Here is a 12,625-nt window from a genome sequence, read left to right on the forward strand (position 1 = left end):
TCCTTCGCCGGTTCATCTGGGGCGCTTCCAATGTAGGAAGCAGGGGTTCAATTCACAATTGCCGCCCCGCCCAATTTGGACTGTGGAGGCAAACCATACAGTTTTGCCCCCACGGGCGAAACTCGCTGGTGGGGGGCGATCCCTGAACGCATGTCAGGGACCGGAAGGTTTCTCACTTCCGGATGTTTGGGCAGGCGTTACGCCGATTGGGCGTCAGAGTCAAGCGGGCCAGAGTCCATCGGAGTGGCGGGCAGCCAGGCGTTGACCGCGTCGGTCAGACGCTGTGCTCCGGCCCCGGAGGTATAGGCGGCGACAATCGGGTGGTGCCCCGCGCTCATCCCGTCGTCCAGCACCAGAACCGGACGGTGCAGCGTGCGGGTGCGGCCATCGCGGCGCGACGTGGTGGTTTCGGTGACGGCATGGGACAGGTCAGAGAGTTTATGTTCGACGGCGGTATAGCCGAACACCGATTGCCGCCGCAGGATGATTTTATCGGCGCTGCGATCAAAAATGACCTGAACCCGGCGCACAAAGACACAAAAGGCAGCTACCCCCATACCGCCGCCAAACACCACAAAGATCAGCCCGGCCCAGACGCCGGTCGACACAATGGCAAGACCGGGACCGACAAAGGCGAGGATGAAAAACACCAGCATGATCCCGATCAGCCAGGGGGTATCGGACAGGATCAGCTGATCCGGGGTGTTGCGTGTGACCTTCATGTCGGCAGTGTAGCAAAGCCCGCCCGTCTGGAAAGGGGGGACTTGCACCGGCGGGTGACGTGTTTCATGTAGGCCCCACCTGTGATTTGAGCCCAAAGTGAGACTGACATGGACGCTTCTTTGACCTATCAGGACAGCCTGCCTGTTTCCTCGGACGCGCTGTTGGCGCGGTTGGATGGTTGGGGGATCGGCTATCGCCTGCACAGCCATGTGCCGCTGCGCACGGTCGAAGACAGCAAGGCCGTCGAGGACCAGTTCATGGTGCCGGGCGAGAATGCGCTGCGGATCAAGAACCTGTATCTGCGCGACAAGAAAAAGCGCAATTACCTGATCACATTGCAGCAGGATCGCGAGATCGACCTGAAGGCGCTGGGTGCCGAGTTGGGGATTGGCAACCTGTCGTTTGGGTCTGCGGATCGGTTGTTGCAAAATCTGGGCATTCGCCCCGGCGCGGTCAGCCCGTTGGCCATGGTGAATGGTGTGGACAACGGCGTACAGTTTTTCATGGAGTCAGCCGCGCAACAGGCAGATGTCATTTATATGCATCCGCTGGTGAATGATCGGACCGTGGCCATGGACCGGGGGGATATGATGGCGTTTTTTGACCGGATCGGCTGTGCGGTGAATTGGCTGCCGTGATCACGGGCCTGATCACGGGCCTGACGGCGGGCATAGGCGGATCCAGACGCAGTCAGGGCGTCCGATCATCCCCCAGCGCGCGGTCCAGAGCGGATTGAACATGGGCCGCCGAGGGGTTGATGAACAGATGCCCGTCGGCGTGAAAGCTGACATCATCCAGATGATCGGGAAAGGCCAGCGGCAATTCCGTGCAGGCCAGGATGATTGCGGTGCCGGGCGTGGCATGACGGTTGCAGACCCGCAGCAACCGGGCGCGGGCCTTGGGCGCGGCATCCCCATTGGAAATGCCGTGGAAATCATCGTCGATCATGGATTGCATTTCGGCGATGTCGGGATCGGGCAATTGCGCATTCGCAGCGATGCCCGCAGCCGCCAGATGGTGGGCATAGCTGTCTGATTGCATGGTGACGGTGGTGCCCAGCACCAGGGCCGCGTTTGCGCCGGTGGCGGCTGTGCCCCGTTTGGTGGCGGTGGCTGTGGCTTCGTAAATGCTGAGGACGGGCAGGGTGACCCCACGCGTGATGGCGTGCAGGCGCGCGTGCGGTGTGTTGGAGGCGATGATGGCGAAATCACACCCCGCCCCCTGAAGGGTGAGCAGCGCGGTGCGGAACACGGTGTCAAAAGCGGCCCAGCTGAGTTCATCGCCGAGGGATCCGCGCAGGGCGCGGGTCTGGGCCTGAACCACGGATTCGATGGTCATGGGCGGGATCGGCACAGGCGCGGTATGGCCGTGAGCCGCCGCGCGGCGAGAGGCCCCCTGGGCAATGGCGCGATAATAATCGAGCGTCGAAGCCCAGCCGACGCCGCCCAGAATGCCGATCTTTTTCATCTGCGCTCTCACTCTTTCTGACTGTGTGCAACCATTGGCGGGTACCCTATTTTGTGGGGGCTATGGTTTCCAGTGCCGAAAGAGAGCATGTCGCAGAGCGGGGCCCGGGCTGTGAAAGATCCGGGTCCCGCCAGGTTATCACAGTGCTCAGGCGGCCAGTTTGGCGATTTCGCCCTGGGCCTTGGTCAGGGCGGCGGTGGCATCGGCGGCGGTGCCTTCGGCGGCGACAAATTCGATTTCGGTGATGCCGACAAAGTTCAGAACCTGGGTCAAATAGGTCGATGCAAAATCGACCGGGGAGCCCATCGGAACCCCACCCGAGGCATAGGCCACAATGGCGCGTTTGCCGGTCAGCAGGCCCTGAGGTCCAGTTTCGGTATAGTGGAACGTGCGGCCCACGCGGGCGACCAGATCAATCCAGAGCTTTAGGCTGGCGGGAGCCGAAAAGTTATAGACCGGCAGGCCGATGACGATGGTGTCGGCGGCGATCAGTTCATCAACCAGCGCATCGGATTGGGCCAGAGCGGCGGTCTGGGCGTCGGTGCGCAGGTCGGCGGGGGTGAAATTGGCACCGATCCAGGTTTCGGAGATCTGTGGCAGCTCCTGTTGCGCCAGATCCCGGCGGATGACCTGGTCGGGGGTCAGGTGGTCAACGATTTGCGATGACAGGATACGGCTGGCGGAATCCGAGAAACGGGCGGAGCTGTCGATATGGAGGAGCGTGTGTGTCATGGTCTGGACCCTTGTGTGGTTTTGTGCGTGTTTGCATGTGATGAGGGTCAAATGGGTTCTTGCAAAAACGAACGCAATGTCGGATATCTCACATGTACTGTGCGTTTTTGCGTAGTGATGGATTTTGCGGTATGACGACATTTGTGAACAACAAAATTTGCGAACAAAGGTGAGCCTGAGGTGAGCATGGACAATTGGGATGAAGTGCGCACCGCCTATCAGGTGGCGCGTATGGGCACCGTCAGCGGTGCGGCGGAAGTGTTGGGGGTGCATCATGCCACGGTGATCCGCCATATTGATGCGATCGAAGCGCGGTTGGGGGTCAAGCTGTTTCAGCGCCATGCACGGGGGTATACCCCGACCGAGGCCGGACAGGATCTGTTGCGGGTGGCGCAGGCGACCGATGATCAGTTCAGCCAGCTGGTCGGGCGGCTGAAGGGGCAGGGCAATGATGTGTCCGGCGAATTGGTGGTGACGTCGCTGGCGTCTGTGGCGCCTCTGTTGTCGCCGGTGTTGGTGGATTTTCAGCGCGAACACCCCGGTCTGATCATTCGCTATCTCACCGGAGACCGGGTGTTCCGGCTGGAATATGGCGAGGCCCATGTGGCGATCCGGGCCGGCAATGCGCCGGAACAGCCCGACAATGTGGTGCAGCCGTTCATGGCCCAGGAGATGGGGCTGTATGCGTCGCAATCCTATGTGGACGTCTATGGTGTGCCGGCGGACACGAATGATTTTGCCAACCATCGCTTTGTCGGCAATGACGACGTCAACAGCCGCGCCCCGTTTTCGCGCTGGCTGCGGGAGTTTGTGCCGCCCGAGGCGATTTCGTTCCTGTGCACCAACACGATCACCATGCGCGAAGCGGTCCTGCAGGGGGCCGGGATCGGGTTCTTTTCGACCTGGGAGGCCAAGAATTATCCCGAGCTGGTGCAGGTGATGGAGCCCGTGCCGGAGTGGTCGGGCAAGCTGTGGCTGGTGACCCATGTGGATCTGCACCGCACGACCAAGGTGCAGACCTTTCTGAAATTTCTGAAATCCCGCGCCAAGGAGTGGACCTGTTGACACCTGAGCTGCGTGGGCATCTGGCGATGCTGATTTTCTCCTCGCTGGTGGCGGGGTCGTTTTCGTTGGGGTCCATGGTGGCCAATGAAATCGCACCCGAGGCGCTGACCGCGGTGCGGTTCGGGTTGGCGGCGATTGTCATCGGGTTGGCGGCGATGATGACAAAGGGGCTGAAACGGCAGGATTTTGCAGCGCCCTGGCGGTATCTGGTGCTGGGGGGGCTGTTTGCGGCCTATTTCGTGCTGATGTTTTACGGGCTGAAAACCGCACCCCCAGTCAGCGCGGCGGCGGTGTTCACTCTGACCCCGGTGATGAGCGGTATCGTCGGCTGGTTCCTGTTGCGCCAGATCACCACCCCGCGCATGGCGCTGGCGTTGGCGATTGGCGGGGCGGGGGCGCTGTGGGTGATTTTTCGCGCGGATCTGGCGGCGCTGATGGAGTTCAAGGTCGGGCAGGGCGAGATCATCTATTTCGTCGGCTGCGCCAGCCACGCGATCTATACGCCGATGGTGCGCAAGCTGAACCGCGGGGAAAGCCCGGTTGTGTTTACCTTTGGTACCTTGGTGGCGGGGGGTGTTTTGCTGACCATCTATGGCTGGAATGACATCCGGGCCACCGATTGGATGGGGCTGCCCGGGATCGTGTGGATCGGTTTGGCCTATCTGGTGGTGTTCGCCACGGCGGCGTCATTCGTGTTGCTGCAATTCGCGGCGATGAACCTGCCATCGGCCAAGGTGATGGCCTATACCTATCTGGTGCCCAGCTGGGTGATCCTGTGGGAAATCGCGCTGGGCAACGGTGTGCCCAACGGGCTGGTATTGGTCGGGATCGTGATGACGGTTGTCGCCCTGGTGATGCTGCTGGAGGGCAGCGGGCGCGCAAAGCTTCAGCGCGGATAATCGGGGCCAAAGGGGCGATCCTGGGTACCGGGAGCAGAGCCGGCGGCCAAAGTCAGGGTCAGCGTCAGGGTCAGCTCCGGGGGCGGCGGGTCAGCCGTGGTTTCAGGTCTCGGGTTCGCTGAGTTCGGTGGCCAGAAACCGTTCAAACGCATCCAGGTGGACCGGTTCGAACTGGCCAAAGCCCTGCATCCAGACGCTGGTCGCGCGCATGGCGTCAGGTTGCAGTTTGCACCATTTGACCCGGCCGCGTTTTTCCTGGGCGATCAACCCGGCGCGGGTCAGGATCATCAGGTGTTTGGAAATTGCCGCCAGCGACATTTCGAACGGTTCGGCCACATCGGTGACGGCCATGTCATCTTCGAGAAGCATGGTCAGAATGGCACGCCGGGTCGGGTCGGCCAAAGCAGCAAAGACAGTGTCGAGTTCGTGGGACATCAGCCCAAACTAGAAGGGTCGGCCCCGGAAGAAAAGCGCGCAAGTCGGCGAAACAGGTCGGGATACTCTGGCAGGGCCAGATCCGGCAGCTGCGCGGCATCGGAAAACAGGTACCACATCAGTTGGCTGTGTTCCTGGTTGCGGATGGTTGGGGTGCCCTGCCATTGATCCACCACGAAATAGTGAAAGCAGGAGTCGGTCGGTTGCTGTTCGATCGTGGCAAAATAGCGTTGCGAGAGGGGGACAATCCCGACCTCTTCGGCCAGTTCGCGGGTCAGGGCGCTGTGCAGATCTTCGTCAGCTTCGGCCATGCCGCCAATCACGTCCCATTTGTCGGCACGATTGCGACGGTGTGCCGACCGTTGCCCGAGCAAGAGTCGACGATCGTGTACAATGAGAGCGCAGGCAAAATCCGCCATGACATGGATCCAGAACATAAAAATAATGTCGCTGGTGTACGCCGAGCGCGGGGGTAAGTGCAAGAATTTGATCGACATCGCACCGGTGTTCTGTGCAAATCGCCGGGTTGTATCCCCAGGAGACCAAACATGGCGTTGAAATACTGGCTGGTGATTGCCGTTTTGGGAATCGGCTGGGGCATGTCATTCATGTTCAATGAAATCCTGTTGCGTGAACTGGGGCCGCTGTCGGTGTCGATGGGGCGGGTCGCCTTTGGGGCGCTGGGATGTTGGGTCTATGTGCTGGCCACGGGCAAGACCGTGCAGATCGGGTGGCGCAGGGCCTGGGCATTGCTGGGGTTCGGGGCGCTCAGCTATGCGGCACCTTTTGCGTTCTATGCGCTGGGTCAGCAGTACATCGCCAGCGGCGTGGCCGGGATCGTGAATGCGACCACACCGGCGTTTGCGGTGTTGGTGTCGCATTTCTGGCCGGGCAGCGACCGCGCGACGGTGTTGAAGTCGCTGGGGGTCCTGTTTGGGTTCGCCGGGATCGTCGTGTTGTCATTGCCGGTGATTGGTGGCGGGGGTGACTCGGCGGTGTGGGCGGTTCTGATGACGCTGTGCGCGCCGGTCTGTTATGCGTTCTCGGTCAATTTCGCCCGATATTTCCGCGATCTGGAACCTGTGGTCATGGTGGCGCTGGCGCTGAGTGGGGCGACGGTGTCGATTGCGCCATTGGCGTTGTGGATGGAAGGGGTGCCGGTGATCACAAAGCTGGAAACCTGGGCGGCGCTGTGTGTGATCGGGTTTGTGCTGACCTCGGCGGCGTTCATCGTGTTCTATTGGGTGTTGCCCAAGGTGGGGCCCACCAACATCACCATGCCGACCCTGATCGCGCCGGTGTCGGCGTTGGTGCTGGGCACCTGGGTGTTGAACGAGCAATTGTTGCCAGAGCATCTGATGGGGATGGGGGCGATCCTGATCGGGTTGCTGCTGATCGATGGGCGGTTGTTTCGGAGACGCGCGCGCGGGTGAGTGGCTGCTGAGAGGACATCAGAGTATCGCATCGTTCGCTGCTGGGTCGAGCGCCAAACATAGCGGATGGTCAAGGGCTGCACTGCGGGACTTTGCTTCCGTTGGATTTTGCGTCCAGCTTTATCTGCTTCACCCCGATTTTCCATCGTTGGTGTTGGATCAGTGGGATTGGATTGATTCAGAGACGGAGAATTCGACGGTGTAAACTCGCTACTGACTTTCCCAATTGAGTTCCAATCGCAGGGCAGTTCCCAAATTGGATATTGGGATGCTAATGCTAAGAAACTCCGACTGGTTCGAAACGGTGCCGGAAAAGACACCAACAACTTTTTCCTCGCCATCAATATGGGCAAGAACTGGTGCGCCAGAGTCGCCATGCATCACGGAGCACTTTTGAAAAAATAGCCTGTGATCCACGCTGTTCTCTGAAGCTCCACAATCACCGGCGACCGACAGAACATGTGGTCTTAAGGCCGCGTACCCTGCAAGGAGGAAAGATGTGCCTTCAAGTTCTCTCGTGTCCATCGAGTGCGGGGTCAGAAATCCTGTCTCTCGACCGATTGGGTCCTTCAAAACTAACAAAGCCCAATCCTGAGAGAAGTTACTCCTGAAATCACGGCTGCGGATGTTCTGCACCGGATCGACAATATACCTGGCGACCTCAGAAACAGCTTCCCCTGCACCTCGTTGGTAACCTGCGACAAACCGAATGCTCTGTGCCGGAATCCATGATTTCCGGGGGAAGTTGTACAAACAATGCGATGCCGTGAGCACAATTCGCTCGGACAGAAGTGTTCCGGTGCAATGTTGTCTGACCTCGGTGCTGGCGAAATTTACGCGACCAATAGCTCTCCATGGCGGCATCGATGCATCCACAATTTCGCGTTCTCGGATAGCTTGGCAACCTTGAGCCAATTTTTTACCGACCCCGCACAGCGCATCCAACTCGAGTACAAAAGCATCATCACCAAGTGGCCCGACATCCGGAACTTTCGAGGCTTCGGCCATACCTGCCGGTGTCGAGAAAAAGGCGGAACAAATCACCACCAGCGCGACTATCGCAGTATGCTTCATCCTCACGTCCTCCTTAGGAAAATATCAAGTAAGTATATTGTCACGCGATCTACACAAATTGATTTCAGTTCGAAATTTTTGCCACAGGGCACATCCAACATATAGGTTTGATCAAGAAATGTCAGGTTCGGGCTCGGAGCCGCCTTTTGCTGCATCGGGTCAGAACAATGTGGTGGAGCCTTTGGTTCGTCTGCTCCTGTTCCCTGGTCCGGCGGGATATGGTCTGGCCAAAAGTATCTGGCTGACAGTTGAGTGTGTTGACCTAGCCTGATGGGTGGCCCTAGTCGGGTAAATGCGGGATCTGCAAGATCAACCAAAAGGTTGAATATGCATTTTCGGGGGATTTTCCTGTTTGTGGGGCGATCCTAGCCAGTGGATGGCGTGTTTCGAATCCCTTCTTTCTTGGTAATCTGTTTGTTTTCAATATGTTAAGGTGCGGCGAAAGAGTCTGTCAGAACAATTGACTCTGTGCCCCCGACGCCTTAGCACCACCCATGAACAAGCGTGAGGGAAACGCCGGTGACTGATGACGACCAAAAGCAGCGCATGGCGCAGCTTGAGGCGCGGCTCGCACAGGCAAAGCAGGCGCAAGCGCCCAAGCCCCGCGCGGATGAGCACTATAGCCTCGCCAATCAGGCCTGGCGCATGGTGATTGAACTTGTTGCCGGTCTGGGGATCGGTTTTGGCATTGGATACGGGCTGGACAGCCTGTTCGGGACAATCCCGATCTTTCTGGTGCTGTTTACATTGATGGGTCTCGCCGCCGGGGTGAAAACAATGCTCCGCAGCGCGCAGGAGATCCAGGAACAGAAACTGGCCGAACAGGCCGACAAAGACACGGAAAGCCGGGATTGATCACGCCGAATGATCACCGGGCGACAGGAGAAACGAACTGATGGGCAAGATATTTTTCTATATCGTTTTGGCAGTGGTGCTGGTTTCGGGGCTGCTGTTCGCGCCTGAGCAATCCGGCCTGCAGATCCATCCCATGGAGCAGTTCGAAGTCAAATCGCTGTTTGGTGGCCATGTCGGCATGTTTTCGGTCACCAACGTGACGCTGTGGATGGCGCTGACCATCGTCGCAACCATCGCGTTGCTGGTGCTGAGCACATCGCGCCGCGCCATCGTGCCCAGCCGGGCGCAGTCGATTGCCGAGCTGGCCTATGGGTTCATCTACAAGATGGTCGAAGATGTGGCCGGCAAGGACGCGATCAAGTTCTTTCCCTACATCATGACCCTGTTCATCTTTATCGTTGTGGCCAACTTCCTGGGTCTGTTGCCCATGTCGTTCTCGACCACATCGCATATCGCCGTCACCGCAATCCTGGCCGCATTGGTGTTCATCACCGTGACCGTGGTCGGGTTTGTCAAGAACGGTGCCGGGTTCCTGGGTCTGTTCTGGGTGTCGAGCGCGCCGATGGCGCTGCGTCCGATCCTGGCGATCATCGAATTGATCTCGTACTTTGTTCGCCCTGTTAGCCACTCTATTCGTCTGGCGGGTAACATCATGGCGGGCCACGCGGTTCTGAAGGTGTTCGCGGGTTTTGCAGGCGCCCTGGGCCTGTTCAGCTTCCTGCCGATCTTCGCTATCACCGCGGTCTATGCGCTGGAGGTCCTGGTGGCCTTTATCCAGGCGTATGTCTTTACCATTCTGACTTGTGTGTACCTGAAGGACGCTCTGCATCCGTCGCACTAAGTTTCGAACCTACTCATCATCTAATCCCAACAATTCCATCGTAAGGAGAATACACATGGAAGGCGATCTCGCACACATCGGCGCAGGCCTGGCAGCAATCGGTTCCGGCGCAGCCGCTATCGGTGTTGGTAACGTAGCTGGCAACTTCCTGGCTGGCGCTCTGCGCAACCCTTCGGCAGCTGCTGGTCAGACTGCTACTCTCTTCATCGGCATCGCGTTTGCAGAAGCTCTGGGCATCTTCTCGTTCCTGGTCGCTCTGCTGCTGATGTTCGCCGTCTAAGACCCTTCGGAACCTATTTCCTTACGGTTGGGCGGTGCGCCGGATACCGGATGTACCGCCCAATGTAACGGCAAGTTCCTTAGGAGGACGACATGGCGAGCACTACAACCGATACAGCCCACGGGGCTGCCGAGGCCGCACACGGCGGTGGCTCGGCAATGCCGCAGCTGGACTTCTCGACCTTTTCGAACCAGATCTTCTGGCTCGTGGTCACGCTTGTCGTGATCTACCTGGTCCTGTCGCGCGTCGCATTGCCCCGCATTGCAGCCGTGCTGGCGGAACGTCAGGGTACCATTACCAACGACCTGGCTGCTGCCCACGATCTGAAGGCAAAAGCAGTCGAGGCCGAAAACGCCTATAACAAGGCTTTGGCCGATGCCCGTGCTGATGCACAGCGCATCTCTGCCGAAACCCGCGCCGAAATCCAGGCTGATCTGGACGAGGCAATCGCCAAGGCGGACGTCGAAATCTCTGCGAAAGCAGCGGAATCGGCCAAAGCCATTTCGGCCATTCGTGCCGAAGCGACCGAAACTGCACGGTTGGTTGCTTCCGACACTGCGGTGGAAATCGTGGCGGCTTTGGGTGGCAAGGCCGACGCCGATGCAGTGGCCGCGGCCGTTGCAGACCAGATGAAAGGATAAGAGACATGCGTAATCTTCTCGCCCTTGTCCTGACTGTTGGTGTGACCAGCCCCGCATTTGCGGCCAGCGGTCCGTTCCTGTCGCTGGGCAACACGAACTTTGTTGTTCTGCTGTCGTTCCTGCTGTTCATTGGCATCCTGCTGCTGGTCAAAGTGCCCAGCCTTTTGGGTGGTCAGCTGGACAAGCGGGCCGATGGCATCCAGGAAGAACTGAACGAAGCACGCGCCCTGCGTGAAGAAGCTCAGACCATCCTGGCGTCCTATGAGCGCAAGCAACAGGAAGTTCAGGTCCAGGCCGACGCGATCGTTGCCGCCGCCCGTGAAGAAGCCGCTCTGGCTGCTGAACAGGCCAAGGCAGATCTGGCCGAGTCCATCGAACGTCGTCTGGCCGCTGCCCAGGACCAGATCGCTTCTGCCGAAGCCTCTGCTGTCAAGGAAGTGCGCGATCAGGCCATCACCGTTGCGGTTGCCGTCGCAGACAAGGTGATCTCGGCACAAATGACCGCAGCATCGGCAAACAAGCTGATCGACGCGGCCATTTCGGACGTGGATACAAAATTGCACTGATCGCAGATCCTGCGTTCATCACGTGATCAAGAAACCCGGCCCCTGGTGGTCGGGTTTTCTGATTTTTGGGCATGTTTAGTGTGTGGGCTGCGGGTGTGGCAGCGTCAGGCCAATCTGATAGCTGCGGTGCAGAAGCGATTGGCGGCGCGCGTCGGATCCGGTTGATCCGCACAAGAGTTCGAGCCGTCGGGGGGACAGGCCGAAATACCCAAAGGTGCCGTCGATCCACGCGGTTTCCAGTGCCGCCAGATACCCCTGATCGCGAATTTCATCAGAGCGCGCGCCTGCAGGCACCAGCAGGACCCCAGAGCGGGGGCGTTGCAGCGATAGGTTCGGATCGGCGAGCTGATCATAGGCCCATCCCCAGGTCCACACACGGTCTACCCAGCCTTTGGTCATGGACGGCATCCCCCACCAAAACAAGGGAAACACCAGACAGATGGCATCGGCCCGCGCAATGCGGGCCTGTTCTGCGGCGACATCCGGCATTGGGGTCTCGCTGTTGGCGTCCACATCGCCTTGGGACCAGCGCGGATCAAAGCCTTCGGCGTGCAGATCGGCGAGCTCGACCGTATGACCCGCGGCGGTGGCCCCGGCCATGAACTGCTGCGCGACAGCCGCCGAAAAGGCGTTTGGGTTGGGATGGTCGAGAACCGTGAGAACATGCATGAAAACCCCCTGAGTATTGCCTGCTCGAACACTGTCTAGGATCTCAAGCCTGCTTGAGGTCAAGGGAAAATACCCGGGTGGCAGAGGGGGCTGGGGGCCGGATCAGTCGTCGCCCAGTTCGTGGCGCAGCCGTTGGCGGGCGATGGTTTCGTTCCGGTCGGCTTTGATCTGGGCGATCAGGCAGGTTTCGACGTAATCGAGGTGATCTTCGACGGCGGTGCGGGCCCGGTCTGGGTCACGGGCCTGAAGCGCGTCGTTGATGGCGCGGTGCTGGTCCAGCAGGGCGGCGCGGGAGGTGCGTTGTTTGAACATGATCTTGCGATTGTAGAACACGCCTTCACGCAGCAGGTCGAACATCGACCGCATCATGTGCAGCATCACCACATTGTGGCTGGCATCTATGATGGCGGAATGGAACTGCGCGTCGAGTTTGGCCTCTTCTTCGGGATTGCGTTTGGTCTGGGCGACTTCCATCTTGTCCAGGATCGTCTGGATGACTTTGAGGTCGCTGTCGGACCCGAATTTTGCCGCCCGTTGCGCGGCCAGCCCTTCCATGTCCCGGCGGAATGACAGGTAGTCGAACACCGCCTCGTCCTGGCTGGCGAACAGCTGGATCAGCGCGGGGGAAAAGGCCGAGCCCAGAACATCGGCCACAAAGATCCCGGAGCCCGCACGGCTGCTGAGCAACCCGCGCTGTTGCAGCTCGGCGACGGCATCGCGCAGGGACGGGCGGGAGACGCCCAGTTTGTCCGACAATTCCCGTTCCGAAGGCAGCCGCTCTCCTGGACGCAGGATGCCCCGGAGGATCAATTGTTCGATTTGCCGGACCACGGAGGTCGATAGCTTTTCGGGTTGAACTTTTTCAAAGGGCATTGGGTCATTCCTGTTTGGTAAAGTTATATGACCAAATCGGGCGGGCATCAATGACGGCTGCGCCGTGACCTG

General features: G+C 59.4%; 17 protein-coding genes. 9 read left to right on the plus strand and 8 right to left on the minus strand.

The genetic code is table 11. The features are described 5' to 3' along the window. Positions 1-197: 197 nt before the first annotated feature. Complete coding sequence (locus tag QEZ52_RS03180; protein WP_406647908.1) at positions 198-722, minus strand: hypothetical protein; 525 nt, start codon at positions 720-722, stop codon at positions 198-200. Between the two features lie 108 nt (positions 723-830). On the opposite strand from QEZ52_RS03180, the gene QEZ52_RS03185 reads away from it, so the two are divergent. Further along, positions 831-1,361 (plus strand): prolyl-tRNA synthetase associated domain-containing protein, encoded by a 531-nt coding sequence (locus tag QEZ52_RS03185; RefSeq protein ID WP_406647909.1) that lies wholly within the window; start codon positions 831-833, stop codon positions 1,359-1,361. 52 nt (positions 1,362-1,413) lie between these two features. Here the strand turns inward: QEZ52_RS03185 and QEZ52_RS03190 are convergent, their stop codons facing one another. Both QEZ52_RS03190 and QEZ52_RS03195 read right to left on the minus strand, forming a co-directional pair. Then, positions 1,414-2,190, minus strand: coding sequence for an aspartate/glutamate racemase family protein (locus QEZ52_RS03190; RefSeq protein WP_406647911.1), 777 nt, complete (start codon positions 2,188-2,190; stop codon positions 1,414-1,416). A 147-nt stretch (positions 2,191-2,337) separates the two neighbouring features. Further along, positions 2,338-2,922 carry an FMN-dependent NADH-azoreductase gene (locus QEZ52_RS03195; RefSeq protein WP_406647913.1) on the minus strand — a complete coding sequence of 195 codons (585 nt, stop codon included), beginning with the start codon at positions 2,920-2,922 and terminating at the stop codon, positions 2,338-2,340. A gap of 186 nt (positions 2,923-3,108) precedes the next feature. On the opposite strand from QEZ52_RS03195, the gene QEZ52_RS03200 reads away from it, so the two are divergent. Further along, positions 3,109-3,987, plus strand: a complete 879-nt coding sequence (locus tag QEZ52_RS03200) for a LysR family transcriptional regulator (RefSeq protein WP_406647915.1) — start codon at positions 3,109-3,111, stop codon at positions 3,985-3,987. Then, entirely contained in the window at positions 3,984-4,886 is a 903-nt protein-coding gene (locus QEZ52_RS03205; protein WP_406647916.1) for a DMT family transporter, read from the plus strand. Before QEZ52_RS03200 ends, QEZ52_RS03205 begins: the two co-directional genes overlap by 4 nt. A 102-nt stretch (positions 4,887-4,988) precedes the next feature. Here the strand turns inward: QEZ52_RS03205 and QEZ52_RS03210 are convergent, their stop codons facing one another. Next, on the minus strand, positions 4,989-5,321 hold the full coding sequence (locus QEZ52_RS03210) for a helix-turn-helix transcriptional regulator (protein WP_406647917.1): 333 nt from the start codon (positions 5,319-5,321) through the stop codon (positions 4,989-4,991). Further along, positions 5,321-5,740, minus strand: a complete 420-nt coding sequence (locus tag QEZ52_RS03215) for an NUDIX domain-containing protein (RefSeq protein WP_406647918.1) — start codon at positions 5,738-5,740, stop codon at positions 5,321-5,323. The genes QEZ52_RS03210 and QEZ52_RS03215 overlap by 1 nt, the downstream gene beginning before the upstream one ends. Positions 5,741-5,869: 129 nt before the next feature. Here QEZ52_RS03215 and QEZ52_RS03220 point away from each other — a divergent pair, with 129 nt between their 5' ends. Further along, on the plus strand, positions 5,870-6,754 hold the full coding sequence (locus tag QEZ52_RS03220) for a DMT family transporter (RefSeq protein ID WP_406647919.1): 885 nt from the start codon (positions 5,870-5,872) through the stop codon (positions 6,752-6,754). A 210-nt stretch (positions 6,755-6,964) separates the two neighbouring features. Here QEZ52_RS03220 and QEZ52_RS03225 read toward each other — a convergent pair whose 3' ends face one another. Beyond that, positions 6,965-7,828, minus strand: a complete 864-nt coding sequence (locus tag QEZ52_RS03225; RefSeq protein WP_406647921.1) for a trypsin-like serine peptidase — start codon at positions 7,826-7,828, stop codon at positions 6,965-6,967. Positions 7,829-8,347: 519 nt separating this feature from the next. On the opposite strand from QEZ52_RS03225, the gene QEZ52_RS03230 reads away from it, so the two are divergent. The 5 genes from QEZ52_RS03230 (at position 8,348) to QEZ52_RS03250 (ending at position 11,011) form a co-directional block, all read left to right on the plus strand. Next, positions 8,348-8,683, plus strand: coding sequence for an AtpZ/AtpI family protein (locus QEZ52_RS03230; RefSeq protein ID WP_406647923.1), 336 nt, complete (start codon positions 8,348-8,350; stop codon positions 8,681-8,683). A gap of 40 nt (positions 8,684-8,723) precedes the next feature. After that, positions 8,724-9,524: a F0F1 ATP synthase subunit A gene (locus tag QEZ52_RS03235; protein WP_406647924.1), complete on the plus strand. Its 801-nt coding sequence runs from the start codon at positions 8,724-8,726 to the stop codon at positions 9,522-9,524. 55 nt (positions 9,525-9,579) lie between these two features. Then, positions 9,580-9,804, plus strand: a complete 225-nt coding sequence (locus QEZ52_RS03240; protein ID WP_406647925.1) for a F0F1 ATP synthase subunit C — start codon at positions 9,580-9,582, stop codon at positions 9,802-9,804. A 92-nt stretch (positions 9,805-9,896) separates the two neighbouring features. After that, on the plus strand, positions 9,897-10,445 hold the full coding sequence (locus QEZ52_RS03245; RefSeq protein ID WP_406647926.1) for a F0F1 ATP synthase subunit B': 549 nt from the start codon (positions 9,897-9,899) through the stop codon (positions 10,443-10,445). Between the two features lie 5 nt (positions 10,446-10,450). Further along, positions 10,451-11,011: a F0F1 ATP synthase subunit B gene (locus tag QEZ52_RS03250; RefSeq protein ID WP_406647928.1), complete on the plus strand. Its 561-nt coding sequence runs from the start codon at positions 10,451-10,453 to the stop codon at positions 11,009-11,011. A gap of 75 nt (positions 11,012-11,086) precedes the next feature. On the opposite strand, the gene QEZ52_RS03255 is transcribed toward QEZ52_RS03250, so the two are convergent. Together QEZ52_RS03255 and QEZ52_RS03260 are read right to left on the minus strand one after the other, a co-directional pair. After that, positions 11,087-11,680: an NAD(P)H-dependent oxidoreductase gene (locus QEZ52_RS03255; protein WP_406647930.1), complete on the minus strand. Its 594-nt coding sequence runs from the start codon at positions 11,678-11,680 to the stop codon at positions 11,087-11,089. Between the two features lie 102 nt (positions 11,681-11,782). Beyond that, positions 11,783-12,553 (minus strand): FadR/GntR family transcriptional regulator, encoded by a 771-nt coding sequence (locus QEZ52_RS03260; RefSeq protein WP_406647932.1) that lies wholly within the window; start codon positions 12,551-12,553, stop codon positions 11,783-11,785. Between the last annotated feature and the right edge of the window lie 72 nt (positions 12,554-12,625).

This window comes from Aliisedimentitalea scapharcae, assembly GCF_045277565.1.
GTDB classification, from domain to species: domain Bacteria; phylum Pseudomonadota; class Alphaproteobacteria; order Rhodobacterales; family Rhodobacteraceae; genus Aliisedimentitalea; species Aliisedimentitalea scapharcae.

What these genes read in the sequence shown, in the direction of transcription:
- QEZ52_RS03180 (WP_406647908.1), bottom strand. Translation starts at nt 722, where the DNA reads ATGAAGGTCACACGCAACACCCCGGATCAGCTGATCCTGTCCGATACC.
- QEZ52_RS03185 (WP_406647909.1), top strand. Translation starts at nt 831, where the DNA reads ATGGACGCTTCTTTGACCTATCAGGACAGCCTGCCTGTTTCCTCGGAC.
- QEZ52_RS03190 (WP_406647911.1), bottom strand. Translation starts at nt 2,190, where the DNA reads ATGAAAAAGATCGGCATTCTGGGCGGCGTCGGCTGGGCTTCGACGCTC.
- QEZ52_RS03195 (WP_406647913.1), bottom strand. Translation starts at nt 2,922, where the DNA reads ATGACACACACGCTCCTCCATATCGACAGCTCCGCCCGTTTCTCGGAT.
- QEZ52_RS03200 (WP_406647915.1), top strand. Translation starts at nt 3,109, where the DNA reads ATGGACAATTGGGATGAAGTGCGCACCGCCTATCAGGTGGCGCGTATG.
- QEZ52_RS03210 (WP_406647917.1), bottom strand. Translation starts at nt 5,321, where the DNA reads ATGTCCCACGAACTCGACACTGTCTTTGCTGCTTTGGCCGACCCGACC.
- QEZ52_RS03215 (WP_406647918.1), bottom strand. Translation starts at nt 5,740, where the DNA reads ATGGCGGATTTTGCCTGCGCTCTCATTGTACACGATCGTCGACTCTTG.
- QEZ52_RS03220 (WP_406647919.1), top strand. Translation starts at nt 5,870, where the DNA reads ATGGCGTTGAAATACTGGCTGGTGATTGCCGTTTTGGGAATCGGCTGG.
- QEZ52_RS03225 (WP_406647921.1), bottom strand. Translation starts at nt 7,828, where the DNA reads ATGAAGCATACTGCGATAGTCGCGCTGGTGGTGATTTGTTCCGCCTTT.
- QEZ52_RS03235 (WP_406647924.1), top strand. Translation starts at nt 8,724, where the DNA reads ATGGGCAAGATATTTTTCTATATCGTTTTGGCAGTGGTGCTGGTTTCG.
- QEZ52_RS03240 (WP_406647925.1), top strand. Translation starts at nt 9,580, where the DNA reads ATGGAAGGCGATCTCGCACACATCGGCGCAGGCCTGGCAGCAATCGGT.
- QEZ52_RS03245 (WP_406647926.1), top strand. Translation starts at nt 9,897, where the DNA reads ATGGCGAGCACTACAACCGATACAGCCCACGGGGCTGCCGAGGCCGCA.
- QEZ52_RS03250 (WP_406647928.1), top strand. Translation starts at nt 10,451, where the DNA reads ATGCGTAATCTTCTCGCCCTTGTCCTGACTGTTGGTGTGACCAGCCCC.
- QEZ52_RS03255 (WP_406647930.1), bottom strand. Translation starts at nt 11,680, where the DNA reads ATGCATGTTCTCACGGTTCTCGACCATCCCAACCCAAACGCCTTTTCG.
- QEZ52_RS03260 (WP_406647932.1), bottom strand. Translation starts at nt 12,553, where the DNA reads ATGCCCTTTGAAAAAGTTCAACCCGAAAAGCTATCGACCTCCGTGGTC.